Raw genomic sequence first — 23,180 nt, forward strand, 5'->3', positions numbered from 1 at the left:
TTTTGATCGTAAAATTAAGGGAAATTATTATGATCAAGATTTTAAATTATTTATTGCCTCCACGTAAATGGGTACCCTTTGTTATAGTGGCAGTTGGAGTAGGAACAGGATTATTTGCTTATTTATTATATGTGTCCAATGCAGTGTCTTATCTCTCAGATGATCCTAAAACATGTGTGAACTGCCATGTAATGACTCCTTTTTATGCCACCTGGCAACATAGCTCGCACGGACGTGTGACCACTTGTAATGATTGCCATGTACCTCATAACAATGTTTTTAATAAATATTTTTTTAAAGCTAAAGATGGTATCTACCACGCAACAGTATTTACATGGCGTGCAGAACCACAAGTTATTCATATTAAGGAAGCAGGAACAGATGTGGTTCAAAAAAACTGTCAGCGCTGTCACGGAGATCTTAATGCCAATGTAAAGACAACAGGAGTGACACTTGAAAGTAAAAGTCATGGCGAAGGAAAATTATGCTGGGATTGTCACCGCGAAGTTCCGCACGGAAAAGTAAATAGCCTTTCCTCAGTACCTAATGCGAGAGTTCCTTTATTACAATCTCCAGTTCCTGAGTGGCTGCAAAAACAAACCGATAGTACCGCAACTGAAAAAAAGAAAGAAACAAAACAAACTAAATAAAAATACAAACTAAAAAATTAATTAAATACAGATATAATTATGGCACCACTAAAAGAAACTATAAAACGCAAACCATGGTTAGGATGGGTAATGTTTGGCGTTACAATGCTAGTTGTATTTATGCTGGGATTACTGGTAAATAGTGTAATGGAACGCCGCACAGAAGCTTTATTTGTAAATAGAGTATTGGCTCCTGTTGGTGAATTCGAATCTAAAAATGAAGTTTGGGGAGCCAATTATCCTCGTGAATATCAAACCTATATTGAAACGGCAGATACTACTTTTTCAAGTAAATACGGAGGTGGAAAAATGAAAGACATGTTGCATGAAGATCCGCGCATGGTGGTGCTCTGGGCAGGATATGCTTTCTCTAAAGATTACAATCAGGGAAGAGGGCATTTTTATGCGCTGGAAGATATTTACAATACTTTAAGAACAGGAGCTCCAAAAGGACCTCAGGACGGACCACAACCTGCCAGCTGTTGGGTATGTAAATCACCGGATGTACCACGTATGATGGATAAATTAGGTATCGATGAGTTCTACAAACAAACTTGGGCTGCTCTTGGGCCAGAAATTGTAAACCCTATTGGATGTGCAGATTGTCACGATTCTAAAACAATGAACCTGAAAATTACGCGTCCGGCGTTAATTGAAGCATTTAAAGAACAAGGAAAAGATATTACAAAAGCGACTCACAACGAAATGCGTTCATTAGTTTGTGCACAATGTCACGTTGAGTATTACTTTGATAAAAAATCTGTAGAAGGTGCTGTTAAAGTAAAATTCCCTTGGAAGAATGGTATGGGGGTAGAAGATATGGAAAAATACTATGATGGTATTGAGTTTTCAGACTTTACACATGCTTTAAGTAAGGCGCCAATTCTAAAAGCACAACATCCTGATTACGAAATTCATCAAATGGGTATTCACGGACAAAGAGGTGTTTCTTGTGCAGATTGTCATATGCCATATAAAAGCGAAGGCGGACAAAAATTTACAGATCATAAAATACAATCGCCTCTTAATAACGTCGCAAATTCTTGTCAGGTTTGTCACCGTGAAGAAGAAAAAACATTGGTAGCAAACGTAACCGAGCGCCAGGATAAAATTTATCAAATACGTATTGAGCTTGAAGATCAATTAGTAAAAGCACATATTGAAGCAAAATTAGCCTGGGATAAAGGAGCTACAGAAGCTCAGATGAAAAATATTCTGCAATTAATTCGTCAGTCTCAATGGCGTTGGGATTTTACTGCAGCATCACACGGAGGATCATTCCACGCTCCGTTAGAAACTGCAAGAGTAATTACCAATGGTTTGAACAAAGCAGCAGAGGCAAGAATTGCTTTGGGTAAAGTATTAGCTTCTTTAGGACAAACAGGACCAATACAATATCCTGATATTTCGACCAAAGCAAAAGCACAGCAATTTATTGGTCTGGATATGGCTAAAGAAAGAGCTAATAAAGCTGAATTCAAAAAAACACTTTTGCCGCAATGGCTGGAGCAGGCAAAGAAAAAGTAATTGCTGTATTCAGCAAATAAATATAAAATATATTGAAGAGGGTTCATACAAATTTTGATAAATTGTATGAAACCCTTTTTCAAGTTAAATGTTTCAAATTCAAAATAAGAATGAGAATAGTTAATTTAGAAGATCAGAAAATTGCTAAAAAGAAACTTTGGCAATTTCCGTGGGATTATAAAGAATCATTTATAATTGCTGCCGGATTACTGGTAACAGGATACTTATTACAGATTACTACAAGAACAAGTATAAAAGCGGTAAGTGCACCCATAAATTATATAATTGGTGCTTTGTTTATAATAATGTTGCTTTTACTGCATTTTACAAGTAGAACGCATCCTTGGGTAAAATGGCTAAGATCTGTACCTGCATCAGTGAGTGCTATTGTTTTAGTTTTAATACAGGCCGTTATTATGGGAACACTTCCTCAGCAAAATTTTGTTGAGGGCGTAAAGCCGGATTTGTTTGGTTTTTCTTTTGTACTAACGAGCTGGCCATTTATAATAGCACAACTATATTTTCTTACTACCCTTGGGCTTGCAACTCTTAATAGAATGACACCCTGGCAATGGAAAAACTGGGGATTTATACTAAATCATTTAGGTCTTTTTATCGCAATGACTGCCGGTATTTTGGGAAGCGGAGATTTACAGCGATACACAATGAAATTGTATGAAAATCAGTTGGTTTGGGGTGCCGAAAATGAAGAAGGCGTCATGGTACCAATGCCAATTGCTTTTGAGCTTACCAGTTTTGATATGGAAACCTTTACTCCAAAACTAGCATTAGCTGACATCACAAACAATAGTATTGAAACAAAAGGAGTCAACGCGTTGCGAATGATTAGCAAAGGCGACAGTTATGATTATAAAGGCTATAAAATTAAGATTGTTAATTATATCGAAGATAGCAAGTTTACAGGAAACGGCTATTTTCCCGTTAATGAAGAAGGCGCAACTCCGGCAGCTCTGGTCGAAGTAAAGTCTGCAACAATAGATACTACAGCGTGGATTAGTTGCGGAAGTTTTGCAACCGAATATTCTTATTTACAGTTGAATGATAAAGAGGCCATTGTAATGTTGCAGCCTGAAGCAAAAAAATACAGTTCACATGTAAATGTATATGTAAAAGATGATAAAAACGATAAAACTGTAATCGAAGTCAATAAACCTTATAAAGTTGGAGGATGGAAAGTATACCAGTTAAGTTATGATGAGAAATTTGGGAAATGGTCCAAATTAAGTGTTGTAGAATTGGTACGTGATCCATGGTTACCCGTAGTCTATTCCGGTATTTTTATGATGATTATTGGAGCAGCTTACTTGATATTTAAAGGAAGAGGAACTGTGATTTAACTCAATTATGAGTATGAATTAATGTTTGAATTATATATAAATAAAGATTTTTTAAATGAATTACTGGATCTATTTTTCTAATTATGCTTTTTTCGCCATTATTTGCTGGCTAATTTGCATGCTACTTCAGGTTGTAAAACTGAAGCGCAATAAAATGTTACCTATTCTGCTTTTTGCAGCATTGGGAGGTTTGTCTATGGTGGTGTTTACGTATAACCTATGGCAAAATTTAGGACGTCCGCCAATGCGTACTCTGGGTGAAACGAGACTTTGGTATGCTGTTTTTTTACCTGTTATTGGAATAATAACTTACATCAGGTGGCAATATAAATGGCTGCTCAATTATAGCTTAGTAATGGCAACCGTATTTTTAACCATCAATTATTTTAATCCGGATACGTACAATAAAGCCTTAATGCCGGCCTTACAAAGTGTTTGGTTTGTACCTCATGTTTTAGTCTACATATTTTCGTATGCCTTACTCGCTGCTTCATCAATTGTGGCGTGTTACGGATTATTCGAATATTACAGAGGCAAGTATAAAAACAACATACTTCAGTTGGCCAATAATTTAGTCTATGTAGGTTTTGGTTTTCTTTCGTTAGGTTTATTGTTTGGGGCTTTATGGGCAAAAGAAGCCTGGGGACATTATTGGACCTGGGATCCAAAAGAAACCTGGGCGATGCTTACCTGGTTAGGATATTTAATTTATATACACATGCACTACCGTTATCCGGATAGTGTTAAACCAGTTTTGATAACTTTGGCGCTGGCGTTTGTTATATTGTTGCTTTGCTGGTTTGGGGTGAATTATATGCCATCTTCGGCACAAAGTGTTCACACTTACACAAATGGGTAAACTAAAAAAAGGAGCAGAAATTTATACCATAAGTTTCTGCTTCTTTTTTATTAATTCTATCTTTCTATTGATTTTTAGCAATATTCCAAAAACTCATTTTTCTTCTGGTTACAAAACCTAGTTTTTCATATAGCCCAATTGCTCCAATATTGCTTTCTACAACGTGTAAATAAGGAGTTTTATTTTCATTAAAAATGTTATTCACACAATGGGCAATTAATTGTTTTGCGTAGCCTTTTCCGGTATGGTCAGGATGGGTAATAATAGCGCTAACTTCAGTAAAGTCATTCATTTTCATGCGTTCGCCTGTTATCGCAACCAATTGATTTTCTTTAAAAATTCCGTAATAATTGCCTAATGCAGCTGTTTTGTTTTTAAAATATCCGGGCTGAACTAAATTGACCAACTGAACCAATTCTTCATTATGTTCTTCAGTAAGTTTTACAATTTTATCCGTTATTGATAGTTCGATTTTGTTGTAAACAATCATTTGCAGGCAAATTAATTCTTTTACAATTTTTAATGAATTTGATATTTCAGGTTTTTCTCCAACAATAAAGAAATTTTCTGTTGCTACTGAATATTGATTTGATGCTTCTAAAGTACTTTCAGAATTTATAAAACCTCCAAAAGGACAATAATCCGGATTGTAAAATTTAGTGTTTCCATAATCTAAAACAAATCCTCTATGAGTTTCTGAAAGTGAATTCCAAACCGGATTGTCTAGTTTATTTTCTTGTATGCTTTTCATTATTGTAAATTTTGTCTTCGATAAATCTTTAAAATACTTTAAATTACTCTTTTTCTTTTATTTGATAAAAGAATTTGAAAGAACTTGCAACTGCGGGATGTAAAATAGTAGCATGATTTTCCTGCGGGAAATAATCAAAATAAACTTTTATGTTTTTACTTTTTGATGCCTTGATTTTCTCGGCAAGTAAATTAGCATCTATTTCCATCACTCTCGGGATTTCGGTAGGAGTAAGGCCTTCTTTACCAACAGCGACATAAACCTCAGTTTTTTGATTAAAATTTTCCTGAAAAATAACACTATCCTGATTTAGAATAGAACCATTATTCCACCAAATACTTGGGCTTACAATAACGTATTTATTAAAAAGTGTCGGCTTCTTTAATAAAATTTCAGTTTCTAATAACCCTCCTAACGATTGTCCTATAATGGTCTTAGAATCATTTGTTTTATATTTTTTATCAATAAATGGCTGTAATTCTTTTTCGATAAAAGCAATAAATTTATCTGAATGTCCGGAAGTTGCAAAACGTTTTTGATCTTTTTCTATAGTTGTCGGGAAAGTAAAATCTCTCCTTCTGTCAATCGTTGCAATTCCCACCACAATTGATTTCGGAACCTGATTTACCCATTCAAAACTATTAAATTGTACCAAACCAGCGATATGAATAAAATCTTCATCGGCCGAACCGTCTAGTAAATAAATTACAGGATATTTAGTTGAGTCATCAGCTTTATAACCTTCAGGAAGATAAATATTCAGAATTCTTTTTTCGCCCAGTTCTTTCGATTGTATTTCGTCTATAACACCTAATACAAAAGGTTTACTGGTATCTGTTGATTTAGATTCATTCGTTTGACTAGATAAAATTGTGGAGGTAAAAAGAAAAAAAGCAAGGGCAATAATTTTATTCATTTTGTGGTATTTTATGTCTAGTATGATTTCTCATAATAGGTTTAATGTATTGTAGTAAATTAACAGCTTCTCTGTGTTAGTGTTTTATATGGATTGTCTAATTCTGGTTATGAGACGTGATACAGTATTCTAAATAATCAACAATTTTTTCCTGAAGCCTTTTTTCTAAAAAATCGTTACTGCCTTTTAAAGCATCAGCTATCTGAATTGCTTCTTTTTGATATGCACTAATTTTTTCTATTCCCCAAAGTTGAGGTGGAGTTTGTAGATTTGTTATTCTGTCCGCCAGTTTTACAGCCCAAACTTCTTTTGGTAGTTGTTTGATACGATCTAAGCTGTCGGTCATTCTGCTTTCTTTTGGAATTTCTGCATTCTTTGTCAATGCTAAAACAGCCTTAGCAATTTCTGTACTAAATTCTTGAGAAAGTTCCTCAAATGTGGTATTTGTATCTTCTAAAATATCATGAAGTAAAGCCACCTGAACGGCAAACTCAGCATTAAACTCTTTTGTGTTTTGTGAAGCAACCAATATTTCCATTGCTACATTACTTAAATGAACAACGTATGGTAAGTTTGTTCCAGGAATTAATTGATTGATATCTGCGTGTTTTTTTGCGGCAAATTTTATTGCTTTTTGATAAAGCGTTTGTATGTTGATCATATTATTTTTTCAAAGGGTAAATACTTTGCAGTTTGCAAGCCTCGCAGTTTGATAGAATATTTCTGCTATACGAAAATACAAATTAAATTTAGGATTATCTAAAATGATTGATTTTACAGGGATTTAATCAGAACACATCTTTAATAACCGGAATAAAAAAATCCCGTTTCAATCGAAACAGGATTTCGTAAGTACAAAATAAAATGATTAAGCTTTCGAAGCAAAAATTTTGTCCAGGCCTTCCATAGCAATGGTGAATCCTTCTTTGAATCCCATTTCGATAATCTTTTCTAAATCGGATAGTTTTTCGTGTTTAATAGCAATGTCTACAAAAGTAGTATCGCCTTGTTCTGAAAAATTGACATCCCAATCAGAACGCGGAAAATCATTGTTTAAATTACCTTCGTTATCGCAAAAAGCATCCAGATATTTAAAATTTGTCTTTGGAGTTATCGAAGTAAAATCAGCCAAAGCCCAATGTTCTTCGCCTTGAGGCCCAACCATTGCGTAAAGTCTTTGTCCGCCTTCTTTAAATTCCATTCTTTTTGTTTTAGATTTCCAAGGGGCAGGAGCCCACCATTGATCTAAAATTTCAGCTTCTGTCCAAGCTGACCAAACATTGGCAAGTGATGCATTGAACTCACGTTTTACATTTACCGTACTGGTTTCTTTGTTTACAGTAAAATTCATTAATAAGTTAGATTTCATTTTCTTAAGATTTTAAATTCATTATTATTTTATCTGGCTTATTGCACTGTTTACTTTTGTGCTTCAAGGATTTTATCCAAAGTTTCCATAGTGCTTGTAAAGCCTTCTTTAAAGCCCATTTCGATTATTTTTTCTAAATCAGATAAGCTATTGCGTTTAATTTCAATATCAACAATTACAGAATCTCCTTGTTCAGAGAAATTGATATCCCAATACGAACTTCCAAAAGTTGAATCCGGATTACCTTCGGCATCGCAAAAAGTAGCGGAATATTTAAAATTGGTTTTTGGAGAAATCGCGGTATAATCAATACGTCCCCATCGTTCCTGATTTTCAGTTCCTACCATGGCGTATAATCTATGTCCGCCTTCTGTAAAATCCATGTGTTTTGTTTTAGATGTAAATGGGGCAGGAGCCCACCATTGATCTAAAATTTCAGCTTCTGTCCATGCTGACCAAACATGAGAAAGGGATGCCTTGAACTCACGTGTTATATTTACCGTGATGGTTTCTTTGTTCACAGCAAAATTCATTAAGAGATTAGATTTCATTTTCTTTAGATTTTAAATTCATTAATACCTGATCAAGCTGACTGAAACGATTTTCCCAAATTGCTTTAAACTGCTCCAGCCATTTGTCAACTTCTTTCATTTTGTCAATTTTGAGTTGATAATATATCTCACGGCCTATTTTTTTTTCGGCTAATAAGTCGCATTCATTAAGGATTTTGATGTGTTTAGAAACGGCCTGTCTTGTGGTATTAAATTGCTCTGCAATCGCGTTGGGTGTTAGTGCATTTGTAGCCACCAATACTAAAATAGCCCTGCGGGTTGGATCAGCAATAGCCTGAAAAATATCTCGTTTCATTTTTATTTATTTAAATAAGCAACCAATTAGTTGCAAATATACGCAACCGTTTGGTTTCTCAAAAATATTTTGCAATTATTTTTAAAACGGATTTATGCAAACAAAAAAAAAGATGCACTATTTGTACGTCTTAAATTGTATTAAGTTTTGTCTAAAAAGCAGTTAATGGCTCTGGATTTTATGGAGAAGGATTAACACAATTTTAGTTATCCCATTTTTCGATTATATTTTCCTGCCACAAATTTTGAGCATATTCCCTGAATACTTTTGGGCCATTTTTAAAATTGGCATCCAATTTATATTCACCGCCAATAAAAGATGCTTTATCATTTACATCACTTCCAACCTGAACCTTATTTTCTCCGCGCATGGCATATTTATTATTTCCCTCGTACATGATTATTTTCATGTTAGACGGACTCACATCACCATGGCAAACGGTTTTATACATAAGCCATACTTCGGCAATTCCGTTTTTATTTAAGTCGGTGATTTTAAAAGTATTTTTAACAAAAGAAGCAGTAATATCAACGGGACAATCGACAATAAAATCCTTCACTCTCCAGGTTTGAGTTGCTACATTATTTGAAAGTATAAAGTGATAGGCATATAATTCAGCATCACTACCATCTTCAAATTCATGTTTCAGTTGCTCATTATGATATATGCCGGTTTCAGTTGTAATGACAATATTATCTCCGGATTTATCTTTCCAGCGAACGGCACTTTTTATAAAACCTTCGTATTTTATGGAACCCGGAAACTGAGTAGAATCGATTTTGTTTACAACTAAAGAATATTCTTTTTCCTCTGTTAATGCTGAGGTTTCAACTTCTTCTCGGGACTCTTTTTTATCTGATTTACAGCTTGAAAAAGTAATAAGTAACAGGCATAAAAAGGCAATATTTTTCATAGAAAAGTGTTTAAAAGAAATGATTTATTCCTGCTGAATCCATTCGTATTTACCGTCTTTCAAATAAATTACGCCACCGCCGCAGCTTTCTTCGGCATGAATAAGTATTCCGTCATTCAGGAGTTTTATCTTATCTTCTTCCTTGATTTCTTCATCGCCCATTATTTCGCCATCGTCATTTACATTATTCCAGTAAACCTCATTTTTAGGTGCTTTTTCGAATATTCCTGCCCAGTCAATTTCATCAAAACCCTGACTCAAAACATTATTTCCTAGCCCTAAATAATCCGTCTTATTTCCGTTGCCAAATGTTATTCTCAAACCGCTTTTTCCGCTTTTTGTGCTTCGTACAATTTCGACAGTTTCGTCAAGATTGTCGCCGTCAAGATCACAGACAATTTTATTTACTTTATGCTTTGTCGAAATAAGAATAGTGTCGGCATTGTTTGTATTTTCAACTGGCTTTTTTATACTGTCGGTTTTTACAGTTTTTATTTCTGTTTGTTGTTTCTCTTCTTTCTTGCACGAAATGAAAACAAGCGTAATAATTACCAGAATTCTAATTTTCATAATTTGCTTCTTTTTTGAATAGCATAATATTTTAAAAATTTATTTCAATTCTTTAACAATCTCTGTAAATTTCATTTTTGTAGCAATTTGAATTGGCTTTTCTCCGTACGAAATATCATCTCCGGCATCAAAAGTTTCAGGTTTGTTTTTATCTGCACCTTTTTTCAAAAGGTATTTCACCATCTCCGGATTATTCTTTTTTACAGCAATTATCAATGCAGTTTCTCCGTCTATATCGCCTTTATTGAATTTTAAAGCATTCAAAACCTCATAATCAGATCTTCTTACAGCTTCTTCAAATACATGAAATTTCCCTCGAATATCTCCTTTTTCCTGATTGGCACCTTTTAATAAAAGCAGTTTTGCACAGTCGTAAAAATTACCAAAACCAGCAGTGTTGAAAGCATCAGAGTTGTTTATATTTCCTCCTTTTTGTATTAGATATTTTAATATTTCCAAAGTTCCTTTATCAGCCGCAGTTTCAACATACGATTCGTCGCTTTTAGGTTTGTTAATTACCGCTCCGCCTTCTACAAGAGCCTTAACCACCGCGAGATTATTTTGCCAGATGGCAGCCTGCAGAGGCGCAATTTTATTCTTTGGTTCATAATTGGCAGGGAATTTTGTACCAATCATTTTAAGTGCTTTTTGAGTATTATTTGCAAAAACAGCATCATAAAATTCATCCACAACTTCTGGTGAAGGAACGACTTGTTTTGATTCTGAAAAACAGCTACTCAAAGAAAGGGCCAGGAGAGTTAAAACAATCAGTTTTATTTTTTTCATAACTAAGGTTATTTTTTCATTTTTTAGGATGCCGAAAATATTTTAAAATCCATATTGAAATACATAAGAATGTGACTTATCCCCTAAATTTATTACTGACAATTATATTTTTAAGTCTCGCCTTTAAGTCTTCTCCCGTATCAAAAACCATTTGTTCATTATTAGGGAAAGGCACAGCGCGCTTATTAAAATACGACATATAATTCTCCTCGCAGGCGCTTCTGTCTCCTTTATAAGTAGAATAAATATTCTCAAAAATAAATTCGCTAGTTATCGGAAATGATTGTAGTAACTGATTCGTTTTCACATCAACATAATCTATTTGAGCCGTTACCTGACAGGATTTAAATTGTCTGAATTCATATACATTTGCACGAAGCGTTCTGTAGTTATCGACTTTTATTTCCTTGCCCAAACTATCCTTTACAGGTCTTCCTCTGCTGTCCAATAGTGTTTTTACACCATCTTTTACCTGTCTTTCTTTAATAAATTCTTTCTCCTTAATTTGTTCCGGCGAAATATTAATTTGTCTAAAATTGATCACCAAACTATAATCGTACGTAACATTTTTTTGTCTCAGGTTATGATAAACTGTCCACTTATCATTTAATCCGTAGGTTTTAAAATCCAGTAAATCATCCTGAAGTACTTTCGGAATTACCATATTGGTTTCATTTTTGGCATAAACATCCACAAAATCAGTCCCTTTAAACTGTGCATCTTCCATCAATTTTTTGGTGTTTTTATAATTTGGACTCAGACTTTCCAAATAGAAAAAATCATCATATGCTTTTCTAAAATCCAGTTTGTTTTTTGATTTTAAAAGTGCCGAAGCATTCTCATATAAGTACTTAGAAAGCGCAATTTTACTGCTCACAATCTGATCCGAATAATTATCAAATACAAACGAAGCATTTTTACCCTGTTTTAGTAAAGGCAACGGCAGTAAAGGCCTAATTTTTTCCTGACGATTATTCAATTGCAAATACGTATTATAAACTCGTTCTGCATTGGCTGGAGTAGCTTCTTTTATCATCAAATCAAGATTGCGTAAATCCCTGTCCTTTGCTTTTGCAAAAGCCTCTTCGAGCAAAAACACATAATCTTGTTTCCCTTTTGAATCTTTTTTGGTTCTCAATGCCTCTACGGCGCGGTCTATTGCAGCGTCATAATTTCCGTCGCTTAGCAACGATTGGGTGGTTTTTACACCACATGACGAAAGTGCTAAAAATAATATAGAAAACAGTAAAGTAATTTTTTTCATAGTATTTTTTTGAAGGTGTAAATATATCTTTTTTAACATTCAACAACTATGCCTTTTTTTGATTTATTTTCAGGAGCATAAATTTCATTTTTCATAAGAATCACCTGTCCCGCTTTCACCTTTATCTCTCCTCCCGATAGCCATCTGGAGGAGAGGATATCGGCTCTATCGGGGCTAGTTTAGAATTTTTGTTCTCTTAAGATGAACTGTATTGTTTATGCGAGTAAGAACTTTTTTCCTTAATACAAAACAATCTCATGAATCCAATTTTGATTTTTTTTTGCAGAGATGAAGCAATGTGTGTTTTATCCTTGATTAAGATTCAGTGCTTTCAAAAGAGGTTCTTAGTACTTATGAATTCTTAAGATTAAATAAGATGTATTTAATAAATAGTATTTTTTTTCTGTAAAACTTTATTTACAAAAAGCAAATATGATTCTTATCTTTGAAGACTTTGTTTTTTCGTTTGTAACAGCAGAAAAAAACAGATAAACAGGCAATCAATTAAATAATTTAAAACAAACAAAATCTAATGGATTTAAAAATAATAACAAAGAAAGTAGTAATGGTATCTGATCAGTATGAAAAAAACTGTGATATTAAAAGAGATGCAGATTGGTATATTTTAAAATTACATGAAGAAGTTGGAGAATTGACACAGAATTATCTTTCCTATACGCTTAGAGGAAGGAAAAGAAATCTAACACCAGAAGAATTAAAGCAAAATATGTCGAATGAAGTAGCTGACATTCTGGGGCAGATTTTATTATTCGCAAATTATCACGATATTGATATAGAGAAGTCTATGGAAGATAAATGGTTTTCGTATCTAACATTAAATGCTGATGAGTAGCAAGGTATCTTTTAGGAAATAATTGATGATAATTTTTCTTCGATTCCAATATAAAAGTTATCGAATACAATATTGTGTGTACGTAAATAATAGATACCTAAACTTAGGAAAAACAAACCAACAAAAAAGAACAAAAATTTTACTAAAAAATCTTTCTTTGGCAAATAATATTCAGTTTCGGGTTTTGCCGGATTGTAGTAAATAGGTGTTGTTTCGTGTATAGTACAAATTGAATTGCTTTTTCCTTTTACACTTATCTGATTCCTTGAGGTGTCATAAAATATAAAAAGTGGTATTTTAACAGGTGCTTCATTTTCTGCTAATGACTTTTCATTGCTAAAACCTATAACGGTTGCAATTGTTTTTATTCCGGTTTTTATAATTCTTTGTTGTTTGATATATACTTTAATACCCATAAACATTAATATCAAACCTATAAGAACAAGTAAAATATCCCAAGCCGATTTCCAGATTAATGATGCAGTTTCCATATTAAATTATTGATTTATTTCGTGTGCAATCACATTAAGTTCATGATCTATTTCATCCTGCGTTGGATTTTCGGCAATTCGAGTAATCTCCTGAACGACCCATTTATTTTTGATGTTTTTTCCAAAAGTAACAAGAATCCAATACTTCCACATTTCGTCTTTGCCTTTTAATATTTTTACTGTTTCAGGAGCAATTTTTTCAGAGAACGGAAGTAAAAATGCAGCAATGGGTTGGCCAACTGGCCAGTTCATATCTTGCAGCCATTCTAATAAATCCGGAATAATTGGTTCGATATCTCCAAAAGAATGCTGTTTTAGTTTTTCAACAGTTTCAAGATCAAATTTATCTTTTGGTATCAAGCTTTTAATATCCATAAAAGGTTCATTTATAATCGATAAGCAATAGACAAGTTTCCGTTTGTGCTTAAAATAATGGCTTTCCTGCTTTTAGGATTGATAATAATATTGGCTTCATCTTCATATAAAAATGAAATCCAGTATTTGCAAATCAAAGCCCATTTAGATTCTATTCCCGAAGTTTTGTTCCAAAAAAAGATAACCGAATCATCATCTTCCCAATCAATAAGATTTTTTAAATTTTTGTCGAATGCGTCAATATTAGATTCATTCCAATCGTTTTGCCAGTTATATTCCTTTTTAATCTCATTTTTTATTTTCAATTCTTCAGGATGATTGATAAGCATCAAATGTCTTTTATTTTCCGAAACATATTCAGTCCAAAGTGCAGCACAATAATCATCAGTCAAAGCCTTTATTTCAGGTTTATCAACATCGGTTAATTGAGGTTCACAATAATCATTTTCAAAATAATAGAATTTTTCCAGAGCCTCATATTTATTTATAATCTTTTCCATTAAAAATTAATTTTGATGTCGATTTTTTAGTCGTTTCCTTAGAGACACAATCATCATTTGTAGGAGTGCTGATGCTTTTTATAGTTGTGGTCTTCACTATGATATTGTTGTAATTATTGGTTTGCGTTTTGTCTATATCAAAAGTCGAATTACGATCCTCAAATTCTCCTGCACAATTGGTATCCCATTCTCCGCCAGATCGCGAAATAGAATAATTGTTGAGCACTGGCTTCAAAGAATTTTTGTTTATAATGTACAATGATAAGTGAGTTTCACTAAAAGGATTAGGCCTGCTGCTGCCGTTATAAGACACCCTAACTCCAAAGGCTCTTGTAGTTTTATTAAGGTGATATAATCCGGTATCAATCGAAATACTGCTTAACATTAATGCATCAGATGTCCAGGCATTGGGTTCGATAAATTTGCAGATTATTTTACCTGTTGCATTATCGATCACAACGATATAGGCATCCAACACAAAATAATCATGGCCTTCATTATCTTGTTCATTAATATCATATTTAGGAATAACCAAAACACTCTTACCCTTGTCATACGGTAAGATTTTTTGAGTAAAAAATTCCTGATGTACTTCACTTTTTTTAATATTGAGCTGTTTTAAAACAGTATTTAAGTGATCTGTATTTTGAGAAAACGAAAACTGAAAGCAAAGCATTAAAGCAAGTAGTATTTTTTTCATTAGAATTTATTTTAAAACTTGTATTGTCTGCCAATTCTTTCCTCGGGTTTTTCGCAAAATAAATAAAGGCAAAGTAAAAATACCCATTCTAGAGGTTTCATTAATAAATAGGTCAAATTAGACATTCGGTTTGTATTGATTTTTAGCGATAAATTATACCCGTATTTATCATAATTGCCACGTATAAAACGATGCAATTTTGGAGAGAAATCCTGAATCATTTCCTCGAATGCATTTGCAATAAGCAATTGCCGATTGACAATTATGGTATTACCGTTTCTTTTTCCAAATCTTAGCGGTTTTACAATTTCAGGATCTCCTGATGCTGCAACCGTACATAAATAATGTCCTTTATGATCAAGGATGGGCGGATGCATTTGTTGCGAAAACCTCCAGGTAGTTGTTTCTGTAAATACTTTTATAAGCGAATTAGAATCCTGACCAAACAAAATAAGAACAATGGTTACCAATAATAATAACGGAATTATCAAAATAATACTCCAAAGTGGCAGATTGCTTTTTTTAGCAAAAAACTGATTTAATCTATTCAAAAATTTATTAGAATATGTTTTTTGACTGGCAACTATCATCGTATTTGTCACAGTTTGAATTATAAGGCTTGTCGAAATAATAAGACTTACAACCGGAGCAAATATGAAAAAAAGGATATGATCTGTTTTATCATACATATCTATACTTTCGGTATTGTGTTCTGATATTTGCAGAAAAACTAAAAATGAGATAATTGTACCAATTATAAGAAAACTAAAAGACAAAACCTGAGCCAGAGGAGGCAATTTATTACCTTTTAACCATATTAATGCAATTGATATATTGAAAGCAATAAAATAAAATAGTAAAGTGAGAATGTGTTTCTCACCAAAAGGAATATAGCATTCGACATCGACAGGATCAATAGCTGTATAATATTCATTATCGTGCATTAGTAATCCAAAAAAAAAAAATACGAATGAAAAAACATAACCAACAGCCAGAATAAGTTCTAAAATCGAAATGTCTTTTTTAATTTTTTTAAGAACTAAAACAACAGTAGTAATTACTGCTAAAGCAGTTAATGAGGCATAAAAAAAAATCATATAAAGGTGTTGGTGTTTGGTTTTTGAAATTTCTCTTTTGATATCAGAGAGTTTTTGTCGTTTACTTTGGCCAATATAAAACATTAAATTTATGACCATCCGGATCAGAAAACCCGAAGAAATAACCTTTTTCAAAACTCTGAGGCTCAGCAAAAATTCTTCCACCGGCATTTTTAACAGCCAACAACCACTGATGTACTTCGTCTACACTTTCTGCAGAGAGAGAAAATATAATTTCATTTCCTTGTTTCAAGTCGGCTACCTCATCATTAACCGCCCATTTAAATCTCTCTTTTACAAAAAAATGAATAATAAAATTATCCTCTCCAAACATAAAACTTGTCAGTTCTGTATTTGTTCCGTTGGGTTTAAAACCTAGTTCGCTATAAAATTTTGTTGTTCGTTGCAGATCTTCTACGCCTAAATTGGCCCATATTTTACTAGTTTTCATAAGATTTATTTTAAGTAATACTATATAAATTTATGAAATTTAAAATTAAGATAGGGACTGAGATCTGCTGTAGTGTAACTTTGCAGATTGAGATGTGGCGATGTAATCGTAGAGACGTACAGCAGTGCGTCTAACATTTGGTATGTTTTATGATTTTCTGCTTTTTACCTGATACACAATTTCCCAAAATAATATTGATAAAACAGCATTTGTAAATATTGCTGTTTTAACCAAATATGGATCGTACTTTGCCAACAAATGCAAATTGGCAAATTGTACCGCTAAAAATAAAGATGCTGCTGCAATTGCGATAGAACAAATTATATTCAATAAAGGTGTCCATTTGAGAGCTAAGAAAGCGTAAATAAGATTTAAAACGGCAAAACCACAGCCTAAAGTAATGTAGGGATCTGTTTTTAATAATTCTCCTAACGAAAGTAAAGGTGAAGTTGTAGAAAGATATAGAAAAAATAGGATCGAATAAATTAGAATTCTTATTTGTGGTTTCATTTGAAATTTATTTTGCTTTGGCGAAATTACGAATTAAAAATGAAGCTGTAATTAAGGTATATTTAAAAAACGGTTTTTTAATAATCTTCAAATGACTTTTTTTCGTCCCAATTTTCTTTACTTAAAAAATTTCCACAAGAATTATAACGTTTTATTATTGCTTTTTCAGGATCTCTGTTATATTGAAATATCCATATTTCATTTTTTATAATTTTTATACGTCGAAATTTTCTAGTGTCGCAAGCATCTAGAGAACAAATATGAATAGAACGCGTCCTTACTATTAATTTTTGATCTCTAGTAATCACCCGATCAGTAATAATTATCTTTTTATGACGCAATTTCCAAAAAACAAATTTTCGTTTTTTTTCAACTCTTTCCGTTTTTAGTTCTATGTTCTCATTTGAACATTTCTTTTCATTCTGAATTGTGTCTCTTGACGATTTGGACATATTCATACTAAATATTGAAAGCGAAAAGAAACTAAATAGAATTAACGTTATAAATTTTATTATCATTCAATTTTGATTATTAGTGTATACACTTATTTATTGCAAAATCTTTTCTATTTTAGCTTCAGATTTCTCCTTTAAAGCACTGTCCGGACGAAAACTCCAGATTATGAGAAATTTTCCTTTTGCAAGATACTCTTCCGGGCGCTCATCTGTTGGCTGACCTTCTTTTCCCCAAAGTAATCCTTGCAAAAATCTATCGCCTTTGAAGGTGTGTTCAAATTCAAAATACATGATAGATCCGCGATCCGTTTTATTTTTAAAACTTTGAATCGATTTACTCTTTAAGGTTCCAACAAGGTTGCTGTAAGTTTCGATATCATTATAGAAAGTGCAGGCTTGAGGTGTAATGCAAATATTTCCATCATTTAAGGTATAACCTTTAGGGATTTCTTTTTGTTTTAGTTTTAAATCAGCAATAGTTTGGCTGAATATAGTAGTAGTGAATAACAGTAATAATAGCGATAGGGGAATCGTAATTTTCATTAGTTTTTGGGGTTAGGTTTGGGGATTTGTGCTAAAGCTAAAATAGTTTTTTTATTTTAAAATGTTGGAATAAATTTTTAGAAGGAAATGCTATCGCGAGAATTTTGCTCGTGCCCTTATTCTAAAAAAGTATTAAAATACAAAAACATTTTAGCTAAAAATAGTAAACTTAAAGAAAGAAAAATAAAAGAAAAAATCAGATAAATTTTATTTTTAAAAATTCTAAGAAATGCAAAAAGGACATAGCCAAAAATAATACTAGTTATGGTATATAACATCTTTAAGAATGCTACACCATCTCTGTCAATTACAATATATGGTTCGTCATCGATAATATATGGAGTAATAAAATAGCTGCCAATGAAAAGAAAAAGCCCAATAAAAAATAATATTCGTATTATGATTTTCATAGTATTTACCTAATATGTTTTTATTTTCTTAGATCTAATTCTTCGCACAAATTAATTATTGCTGTTTTTCTGATTTTATAATCCTGTTAATGTATGTTCTCCGATAGTTGTCTAGTGGAGGAAAATACAATGTGGAAAGCGAATATCTACAGAATCTTTCATTTCATATGTTTTTATATGGTCTATTGATCCGTTTTTATTATAATATTTCCATTCTCCCAATTTGAAATTATTTTTTATTTCGCCCTCTTCTTTTAAAATCTCATTACTAAATTTTTGATTTTTACTATTCCATTCGCCATAATAATAGTTTTTAAAAATACCATTTCCTTTTAAAAGCAAAACATTTTGGTTAATAAAATTATACTGTATATCTCCTTCACTATTATATGAAACAGAATACATACTAGGACCAGGATTGTTATTTACATTTATTGTGTAGCGCATAGGTTTTCCTTTAATTATATAAATGATATAGTCAATTTCTTCATTTGAACGATAAAAAATTTGAAGGCTATCAATTTCTTTGTCTTTATAATATAGTACTCCGTTTTTCATACTATATTGTTTCTTAATAACTTCAATACTTTTAGAATGTTTGAAATCATAGTTTATGATTGTTGCTATATTTTTATTATTATACCAACTATCAGTTTTCTTAAATTTGATTTCTGAATCTCCACAAGCTGTTTTATAGATTAGTTTTGTAATCGAAACTGGTTTTTGAGGTATTGGCTTTTTTTGCCCAATACAAGTCGCAAACAATAATGTAGTTATAATTGTTGAAAATAGTTTTTTCATCTTATAAAAGGTTAATAATCATAAGTTTTTGTTTCTCATCGCTAGCGCGAGCATCTCGCTCGTGCCAATAAAGTTTTTATGCTTGTAGATTTTGAATGGCTTGTGTTCACGAGCGGGACGATAGCACGGGTATATGTAATAACTGTGATAGCCTTCTTGTAATTGCATTTTTAATTTTTGGCTAAAGTTAGAAATTTAATTTAAAGATTTTTCTTTCTTTTTTTTTTAGCTCTGGATTTGATATATTTTGTGGAGTTACTTGCGGAGATTCTTCGTTCCTCAGAATGACAAACATTATGGTTACTTTGCGTAGGCTTCGACTTCGCTCAGCCTGACAAAATTGAGTCTAGAATATTGTCATAAAAAATCCGTTTTAATCCGTGTTTTTGCAAAGCAAATCCGCGTCATCCGCGTTCTATACTGGCGACTTGTTTTGTGGTATGGTCAACTTTGCGTGGGCTTCGACTCCGCTCAGCCTGACAACAGGTTCAAAATCTAAAATCAGCAATCTAAAATCTAAAATAAAAAAATCCCGCCTCAATTAAGAAACGGGATTCAATAGATATTCTCTTTTTTTTTATTTTTAAACTGTTGCAGCAACTTCTTGTGGCAACGGAATTTGATTTTTAAGCAAATCTTCGAATGTTTCGTGTTGACGAATTAAGATTCCTTTTCCGTCTTTCCATAAAACCTCGGCTGGTTTGTATCTTGAGTTGTAGTTCGATGCCATAGAGAAACAATATGCTCCGGCGTTTCTGAACGCTAAGATATCACCTTCGGTAATTTCTGAAATTCTGCGGTTGTTCGCAAAAGTATCTGTTTCGCAAATGTATCCTACAACAGAGTAAAAACGCTCTTTTCCTTTAGGGTTCGAGATGTTTTCGATATAATGTTGTGAACCGTAAAACATAGGACGGATTAAATGGTTGAAACCACTATCGATTCCGGCAAAAACTGTCGAAGTTGTTTGTTTTACTACGTTTACTTTCGCTAAAAAGAAACCTGCTTCGCTCACAAGGAATTTCCCTGGTTCGAAAATCAAAGTTAAATCTCTGCCATACTCTGTACAGAAAGCATTAAATCTTTTTGATAATTTTTTACCTAATTCTTCTATATCAGTTTCTATATCGTCTTTTTTGTAAGGAACTTTAAATCCGCTTCCGAAATCTAAAAATTCAAGATCTTTGAAGTGTTTTGCAGTATCAAACAAGATTTCGGCAGCATACAAGAATACTTCGATATCAAGGATATCAGATCCTGTGTGCATGTGAATACCTACAATGCTCATTTTTGTATTCTCTACAATTCGTAAGATATGCGGAATTTGGTGAACAGAGATTCCGAATTTACTATCGATATGTCCTACCGAAATATTTGCATTTCCTCCCGCCATTACGTGTGGATTGATACGAATACATACCGGAATTTGTGGATATTTTGTTCCGAATTGCTCCAGAATAGATAAGTTGTCAATATTGATTTGTACACCCATTGCGGCAACTTCTTCGATTTCTTCAAGAGAAACTCCGTTCGGTGTAAAGAAAATTTTGTCAGGATCATAGCCAGCATGAAGTCCTAATAAAACTTCCTGAATAGATACAGTATCTAAGCCAGACCCCATGTTCTTTAATAACTGAAGAATCGCAACGTTCGACAATGCCTTCATGGCGTAATTAACTCTCAAGTTTTCTACCTTAGAGAAAGCTTTAGTTAACCTATTGTACTGTGATTGGATTTTTTCGGCATCATAAACATATAATGGACTTCCAAATTGGTCTGCTAACTGCAGTAAATCTTTTGCTTGCATTTGTTTAAACTATTTTGAGCAAAGTTATTACACTTTTGACTAACAGCAAATTTTTTGTAGAAAAATAACAAATTGTAACAAATTGTTTGTTTTTAAACAAAAATCGACTTAAAATGATTTTTTATAAAACTACAATGCGTGCCTAGTAAAAAAAGATTCTAAGTTGCTGAGGTTCTAAGATACTAAGATTTTTATTTCGATGAAAAGTTTTTACCACAGATTTTTATATTTTTTTGGAGCAGCACAATTGGCATTTTAAGAAACATAGTTCCCGCTTTCGGCTTTATCTCTCCGTTTCACTGCGAGGATATCGCCTCTATCGGGGCTAGATTAGAACAATTGGTTTTTTGAAGAAAATTTGCTAAGCTGCTATCCCGATAGTTATCGGGACTAAGGAAATAAGTTTTTTTGCCACACATTATAAGATTATCAGAGATTTTTTATTTTTTTCTGCCACGAATTTCACGAATTCTCACAAATTTTTATTTTGAATTTCTACAAAATGCATAAAACATAGCCCGTGGTTGAAACCACGGGAGTCGTTACGGATTGAACATAATCATATATTGCATTCCCGTGGTTGAAACCACGGGCTATATTTGAAATATAGAAATCAGCCAGAAAATGAAAATTTTTGAAAATTTGTGGCAAACAAAAAATCAATTTAATCCATATAATCTGTGGCAAAAAACAAAACCCCTGAATATAAATTCAAGGGTTTGTTAGTAGTTATGTTGTTTATCGGAATAAAGTCCTGATGCTTATCTTTAAGTTCATAAATGTAAGAGAATAAGAGAAAAACTCAGTCTCTTAGAATCTTAGCAACTTAGAACCTTAGTTTATAAACTCGGTAAGTCTCCGTTTCCTTTGGTTGGCAAGTTAGTAGAGCCCATTAAGAACAAATCTACTTCTCTTGCTGCTTCGCGACCTTCTGAAATAGCCCATACAATTAATGATTGTCCACGACGCATATCACCAGCGGTGAAAATATGAGGAACATTCGTTTGATAATTTTTTGCTTTATAGTTGCTTCTCATGTCAACTTCAAGACCCAATTGCTCGCTTAAAGTTTTTTCAGGACCTGTAAATCCAAGAGCCAATAAAGCCAAATCGCAAGGCCAGATTTTCTCAGAGCCTTCTTTTTCGATCAATTCAGGACGCTGACCCGGAGTCATTTTCCATTGTACTTCAACTGTTTTTAATCCAACTAATTCACCTTTTTCGTTAGCTAAAAATTCCTTAGTATTAATTAACCAGTTTCTGTCGCAACCTTCTTCGTGAGAAGACGAAGTTTTCAACTGCAAAGGCCAGAAAGGCCAAGGCGTAGATTCGCTTCTTCCAACCGGAGGTTTTGGTAAAATCTCAAAGTTAGTTACTGATTTTGCACCGTGACGGTTTGATGTTCCAACGCAGTCAGAACCTGTATCTCCACCACCAATTACGATTACATCTTTTCCAGTCGCTTTAACCTGATCCGGAATTGACTCTCCGTATAAAACTTTAGTTTGTTGAGTAAGGAAATCCATTGCCTGAACAACACCTTTGCTTTCGATTCCTTTAGTTGGCAAACTTCTTCTTTCGGTTGCTCCACCGCATAATACGATAGAGTCAAAAGCATTAAGTTCTTCAACGCTAAAGTTTACCCCAACGTTTACATTAGTTTTAAAGGTGATTCCTTCAGCTTCAAGGATTAATACACGTCTGTCGATAATTCCTTTTTCCAATTTGAAGTTTGGAATCCCGTAACGTAATAAACCTCCAATGGCGTTGTCTCTTTCAAAAACAGTTACCGTGTGACCGGCTCTGTTTAATTGTTGAGCTGCTGCTAAACCTGCAGGACCTGAACCAATAACGGCAACCGTTTTTCCTGTTCTGGTTTTTGGTGCTTGTGGTTTGATCCATCCTTCTGCAAAACCTCTTTCGATGATATTTTTCTCGATGTTTTCGATCGCAACAGGTTCTTTGATGATTCCTAATACACATGATTTCTCACATGGAGCAGGGCATAAGCGGCCTGTAAATTCAGGAAAGTTATTGGTTGACTGCAAAATATTTAATGCGCTCTGCCATTCTTCCTGATGTACCATGTCGTTGAAGTCAGGAATTAAATTCCCTAACGGACAAGCACTGTGGCAAAAAGGAATACCACAATCCATACATCTTGAACCTTGTTCTTTTATTTTATCTTTTGCTAACGGAATTGTAAATTCATTATAGTTAGAAACGCGTTCTGCTACTGCTAAATTACTTTCGTCGGCTCTGTTATATTCTTTAAATCCGCCTATTTTACCCATGACTTTTTAATTAAAATTCCAATTTCTTTAAATTCCAAATTTCAATTGTTATTGACATTGCGT

At 33.1% G+C, this 23,180-nt stretch carries 26 protein-coding genes; 5 read left to right on the forward strand and 21 right to left on the reverse strand.

Features of this window, described 5'->3' with window-relative positions:
- The first annotated feature begins 29 nt into the window (after nucleotides 1–29).
- The 4 genes from nrfH to ccsA all read left to right on the forward strand — a co-directional run bounded on the left by nrfH (nucleotide 30) and on the right by ccsA (nucleotide 4,394).
- Nucleotides 30–650 carry a cytochrome c nitrite reductase small subunit gene (gene nrfH / locus LNP81_RS12390; protein ID WP_230036220.1) on the forward strand — a complete coding sequence of 207 codons (621 nt, stop codon included), beginning with the start codon at nucleotides 30–32 and terminating at the stop codon, nucleotides 648–650.
- A 60-nt stretch (nucleotides 651–710) separates the two neighbouring features.
- Nucleotides 711–2,177: an ammonia-forming cytochrome c nitrite reductase gene (gene nrfA / locus LNP81_RS12395; protein WP_230040906.1), complete on the forward strand. Its 1,467-nt coding sequence runs from the start codon at nucleotides 711–713 to the stop codon at nucleotides 2,175–2,177.
- 110 nt (nucleotides 2,178–2,287) lie between these two features.
- On the forward strand, nucleotides 2,288–3,535 hold the full coding sequence (locus tag LNP81_RS12400; RefSeq protein WP_230036222.1) for a cytochrome c biogenesis ResB family protein: 1,248 nt from the start codon (nucleotides 2,288–2,290) through the stop codon (nucleotides 3,533–3,535).
- A gap of 55 nt (nucleotides 3,536–3,590) precedes the next feature.
- Nucleotides 3,591–4,394: a cytochrome c biogenesis protein CcsA gene (gene ccsA, locus LNP81_RS12405; protein WP_230036225.1), complete on the forward strand. Its 804-nt coding sequence runs from the start codon at nucleotides 3,591–3,593 to the stop codon at nucleotides 4,392–4,394.
- Between the two features lie 64 nt (nucleotides 4,395–4,458).
- Here the strand turns inward: ccsA and LNP81_RS12410 are convergent, their stop codons facing one another.
- From LNP81_RS12410 to LNP81_RS12455, 10 genes are all read right to left on the reverse strand, one after another.
- Nucleotides 4,459–5,145: a GNAT family N-acetyltransferase gene (locus LNP81_RS12410; protein WP_230036227.1), complete on the reverse strand. Its 687-nt coding sequence runs from the start codon at nucleotides 5,143–5,145 to the stop codon at nucleotides 4,459–4,461.
- A 43-nt stretch (nucleotides 5,146–5,188) separates the two neighbouring features.
- Complete coding sequence (locus LNP81_RS12415) at nucleotides 5,189–6,061, reverse strand: alpha/beta hydrolase (protein ID WP_230036229.1); 873 nt, start codon at nucleotides 6,059–6,061, stop codon at nucleotides 5,189–5,191.
- Between the two features lie 97 nt (nucleotides 6,062–6,158).
- Entirely contained in the window at nucleotides 6,159–6,722 is a 564-nt protein-coding gene (locus LNP81_RS12420) for an HD domain-containing protein (protein ID WP_230036231.1), read from the reverse strand.
- A 207-nt stretch (nucleotides 6,723–6,929) separates the two neighbouring features.
- Complete coding sequence (locus tag LNP81_RS12425; RefSeq protein WP_230036233.1) at nucleotides 6,930–7,430, reverse strand: SRPBCC family protein; 501 nt, start codon at nucleotides 7,428–7,430, stop codon at nucleotides 6,930–6,932.
- Nucleotides 7,431–7,480: 50 nt separating this feature from the next.
- Nucleotides 7,481–7,981, reverse strand: a complete 501-nt coding sequence (locus tag LNP81_RS12430; protein ID WP_230036235.1) for an SRPBCC family protein — start codon at nucleotides 7,979–7,981, stop codon at nucleotides 7,481–7,483.
- Nucleotides 7,971–8,297 carry an ArsR/SmtB family transcription factor gene (locus tag LNP81_RS12435; RefSeq protein WP_065448153.1) on the reverse strand — a complete coding sequence of 109 codons (327 nt, stop codon included), beginning with the start codon at nucleotides 8,295–8,297 and terminating at the stop codon, nucleotides 7,971–7,973. The genes LNP81_RS12430 and LNP81_RS12435 overlap by 11 nt, the downstream gene beginning before the upstream one ends.
- Nucleotides 8,298–8,499: 202 nt before the next feature.
- Nucleotides 8,500–9,210, reverse strand: a complete 711-nt coding sequence (locus tag LNP81_RS12440) for a M949_RS01915 family surface polysaccharide biosynthesis protein (protein ID WP_230036237.1) — start codon at nucleotides 9,208–9,210, stop codon at nucleotides 8,500–8,502.
- Between the two features lie 24 nt (nucleotides 9,211–9,234).
- Nucleotides 9,235–9,780, reverse strand: a complete 546-nt coding sequence (locus LNP81_RS12445) for a hypothetical protein (RefSeq protein WP_230036239.1) — start codon at nucleotides 9,778–9,780, stop codon at nucleotides 9,235–9,237.
- Between the two features lie 39 nt (nucleotides 9,781–9,819).
- On the reverse strand, nucleotides 9,820–10,566 hold the full coding sequence (locus LNP81_RS12450) for an ankyrin repeat domain-containing protein (protein WP_230036241.1): 747 nt from the start codon (nucleotides 10,564–10,566) through the stop codon (nucleotides 9,820–9,822).
- Between the two features lie 76 nt (nucleotides 10,567–10,642).
- The gene (locus LNP81_RS12455) at nucleotides 10,643–11,830 is read right to left on the reverse strand and encodes a COG3014 family protein (protein WP_230036243.1); all 1,188 of its coding nucleotides are present in this window, start codon (nucleotides 11,828–11,830) and stop codon (nucleotides 10,643–10,645) included.
- A 532-nt stretch (nucleotides 11,831–12,362) separates the two neighbouring features.
- On the opposite strand from LNP81_RS12455, the gene LNP81_RS12460 reads away from it, so the two are divergent.
- Complete coding sequence (locus tag LNP81_RS12460) at nucleotides 12,363–12,683, forward strand: nucleoside triphosphate pyrophosphohydrolase family protein (RefSeq protein ID WP_230036245.1); 321 nt, start codon at nucleotides 12,363–12,365, stop codon at nucleotides 12,681–12,683.
- Between the two features lie 11 nt (nucleotides 12,684–12,694).
- Here the strand turns inward: LNP81_RS12460 and LNP81_RS12465 are convergent, their stop codons facing one another.
- The 11 genes from LNP81_RS12465 to LNP81_RS12515 form a co-directional block, all read right to left on the reverse strand.
- Nucleotides 12,695–13,174, reverse strand: a complete 480-nt coding sequence (locus LNP81_RS12465) for a DUF3592 domain-containing protein (protein ID WP_230036248.1) — start codon at nucleotides 13,172–13,174, stop codon at nucleotides 12,695–12,697.
- A gap of 6 nt (nucleotides 13,175–13,180) precedes the next feature.
- Nucleotides 13,181–13,549: a DUF5071 domain-containing protein gene (locus tag LNP81_RS12470; protein WP_230036250.1), complete on the reverse strand. Its 369-nt coding sequence runs from the start codon at nucleotides 13,547–13,549 to the stop codon at nucleotides 13,181–13,183.
- An 11-nt stretch (nucleotides 13,550–13,560) separates the two neighbouring features.
- Nucleotides 13,561–14,049, reverse strand: a complete 489-nt coding sequence (locus tag LNP81_RS12475) for a DUF2947 family protein (protein ID WP_230036252.1) — start codon at nucleotides 14,047–14,049, stop codon at nucleotides 13,561–13,563.
- On the reverse strand, nucleotides 14,030–14,749 hold the full coding sequence (locus LNP81_RS12480; protein ID WP_230036254.1) for a PA3715 family protein: 720 nt from the start codon (nucleotides 14,747–14,749) through the stop codon (nucleotides 14,030–14,032). The genes LNP81_RS12475 and LNP81_RS12480 overlap by 20 nt, the downstream gene beginning before the upstream one ends.
- Nucleotides 14,750–14,760: 11 nt before the next feature.
- Nucleotides 14,761–15,846 (reverse strand): DUF6688 domain-containing protein, encoded by a 1,086-nt coding sequence (locus LNP81_RS12485; protein ID WP_230036256.1) that lies wholly within the window; start codon nucleotides 15,844–15,846, stop codon nucleotides 14,761–14,763.
- Nucleotides 15,847–15,907: 61 nt separating this feature from the next.
- Nucleotides 15,908–16,297: a VOC family protein gene (locus LNP81_RS12490; protein ID WP_230036258.1), complete on the reverse strand. Its 390-nt coding sequence runs from the start codon at nucleotides 16,295–16,297 to the stop codon at nucleotides 15,908–15,910.
- Nucleotides 16,298–16,444: 147 nt separating this feature from the next.
- Nucleotides 16,445–16,807 carry a hypothetical protein gene (locus LNP81_RS12495; protein WP_230036260.1) on the reverse strand — a complete coding sequence of 121 codons (363 nt, stop codon included), beginning with the start codon at nucleotides 16,805–16,807 and terminating at the stop codon, nucleotides 16,445–16,447.
- Nucleotides 16,808–17,355: 548 nt separating this feature from the next.
- Nucleotides 17,356–17,805 carry a hypothetical protein gene (locus LNP81_RS12500; protein ID WP_230036262.1) on the reverse strand — a complete coding sequence of 150 codons (450 nt, stop codon included), beginning with the start codon at nucleotides 17,803–17,805 and terminating at the stop codon, nucleotides 17,356–17,358.
- Between the two features lie 521 nt (nucleotides 17,806–18,326).
- Entirely contained in the window at nucleotides 18,327–19,016 is a 690-nt protein-coding gene (locus tag LNP81_RS12505) for a hypothetical protein (RefSeq protein ID WP_230036263.1), read from the reverse strand.
- 583 nt (nucleotides 19,017–19,599) lie between these two features.
- The gene (gene lysA, locus LNP81_RS12510; RefSeq protein ID WP_194616396.1) at nucleotides 19,600–20,823 is read right to left on the reverse strand and encodes a diaminopimelate decarboxylase; all 1,224 of its coding nucleotides are present in this window, start codon (nucleotides 20,821–20,823) and stop codon (nucleotides 19,600–19,602) included.
- An 839-nt stretch (nucleotides 20,824–21,662) separates the two neighbouring features.
- Nucleotides 21,663–23,117, reverse strand: coding sequence for a glutamate synthase subunit beta (locus LNP81_RS12515; RefSeq protein WP_230036264.1), 1,455 nt, complete (start codon nucleotides 23,115–23,117; stop codon nucleotides 21,663–21,665).
- Between the last annotated feature and the right edge of the window lie 63 nt (nucleotides 23,118–23,180).

The organism is Flavobacterium piscisymbiosum (assembly GCF_020905295.1).
Classification (GTDB): domain Bacteria; phylum Bacteroidota; class Bacteroidia; order Flavobacteriales; family Flavobacteriaceae; genus Flavobacterium; species Flavobacterium piscisymbiosum.

Excerpts from the sequence above, each read along its gene's own strand:
- nrfH (WP_230036220.1), top strand. The coding sequence starts at position 30 with ATGATCAAGATTTTAAATTATTTATTGCCTCCACGTAAATGGGTACCC.
- LNP81_RS12400 (WP_230036222.1), top strand. The coding sequence starts at position 2,288 with ATGAGAATAGTTAATTTAGAAGATCAGAAAATTGCTAAAAAGAAACTT.
- ccsA (WP_230036225.1), top strand. The coding sequence starts at position 3,591 with ATGAATTACTGGATCTATTTTTCTAATTATGCTTTTTTCGCCATTATT.
- LNP81_RS12410 (WP_230036227.1), bottom strand. The coding sequence starts at position 5,145 with ATGAAAAGCATACAAGAAAATAAACTAGACAATCCGGTTTGGAATTCA.
- LNP81_RS12415 (WP_230036229.1), bottom strand. The coding sequence starts at position 6,061 with ATGAATAAAATTATTGCCCTTGCTTTTTTTCTTTTTACCTCCACAATT.
- LNP81_RS12420 (WP_230036231.1), bottom strand. The coding sequence starts at position 6,722 with ATGATCAACATACAAACGCTTTATCAAAAAGCAATAAAATTTGCCGCA.
- LNP81_RS12425 (WP_230036233.1), bottom strand. The coding sequence starts at position 7,430 with ATGAAATCTAACTTATTAATGAATTTTACTGTAAACAAAGAAACCAGT.
- LNP81_RS12430 (WP_230036235.1), bottom strand. The coding sequence starts at position 7,981 with ATGAAATCTAATCTCTTAATGAATTTTGCTGTGAACAAAGAAACCATC.
- LNP81_RS12435 (WP_065448153.1), bottom strand. The coding sequence starts at position 8,297 with ATGAAACGAGATATTTTTCAGGCTATTGCTGATCCAACCCGCAGGGCT.
- LNP81_RS12440 (WP_230036237.1), bottom strand. The coding sequence starts at position 9,210 with ATGAAAAATATTGCCTTTTTATGCCTGTTACTTATTACTTTTTCAAGC.
- LNP81_RS12445 (WP_230036239.1), bottom strand. The coding sequence starts at position 9,780 with ATGAAAATTAGAATTCTGGTAATTATTACGCTTGTTTTCATTTCGTGC.
- LNP81_RS12450 (WP_230036241.1), bottom strand. The coding sequence starts at position 10,566 with ATGAAAAAAATAAAACTGATTGTTTTAACTCTCCTGGCCCTTTCTTTG.
- LNP81_RS12455 (WP_230036243.1), bottom strand. The coding sequence starts at position 11,830 with ATGAAAAAAATTACTTTACTGTTTTCTATATTATTTTTAGCACTTTCG.
- LNP81_RS12460 (WP_230036245.1), top strand. The coding sequence starts at position 12,363 with ATGGATTTAAAAATAATAACAAAGAAAGTAGTAATGGTATCTGATCAG.
- LNP81_RS12465 (WP_230036248.1), bottom strand. The coding sequence starts at position 13,174 with ATGGAAACTGCATCATTAATCTGGAAATCGGCTTGGGATATTTTACTT.
- LNP81_RS12470 (WP_230036250.1), bottom strand. The coding sequence starts at position 13,549 with ATGGATATTAAAAGCTTGATACCAAAAGATAAATTTGATCTTGAAACT.
- LNP81_RS12475 (WP_230036252.1), bottom strand. The coding sequence starts at position 14,049 with ATGGAAAAGATTATAAATAAATATGAGGCTCTGGAAAAATTCTATTAT.
- LNP81_RS12480 (WP_230036254.1), bottom strand. The coding sequence starts at position 14,749 with ATGAAAAAAATACTACTTGCTTTAATGCTTTGCTTTCAGTTTTCGTTT.
- LNP81_RS12485 (WP_230036256.1), bottom strand. The coding sequence starts at position 15,846 with ATGATTTTTTTTTATGCCTCATTAACTGCTTTAGCAGTAATTACTACT.
- LNP81_RS12490 (WP_230036258.1), bottom strand. The coding sequence starts at position 16,297 with ATGAAAACTAGTAAAATATGGGCCAATTTAGGCGTAGAAGATCTGCAA.
- LNP81_RS12495 (WP_230036260.1), bottom strand. The coding sequence starts at position 16,807 with ATGAAACCACAAATAAGAATTCTAATTTATTCGATCCTATTTTTTCTA.
- LNP81_RS12500 (WP_230036262.1), bottom strand. The coding sequence starts at position 17,805 with ATGAAAATTACGATTCCCCTATCGCTATTATTACTGTTATTCACTACT.
- LNP81_RS12505 (WP_230036263.1), bottom strand. The coding sequence starts at position 19,016 with ATGAAAAAACTATTTTCAACAATTATAACTACATTATTGTTTGCGACT.
- lysA (WP_194616396.1), bottom strand. The coding sequence starts at position 20,823 with ATGCAAGCAAAAGATTTACTGCAGTTAGCAGACCAATTTGGAAGTCCA.
- LNP81_RS12515 (WP_230036264.1), bottom strand. The coding sequence starts at position 23,117 with ATGGGTAAAATAGGCGGATTTAAAGAATATAACAGAGCCGACGAAAGT.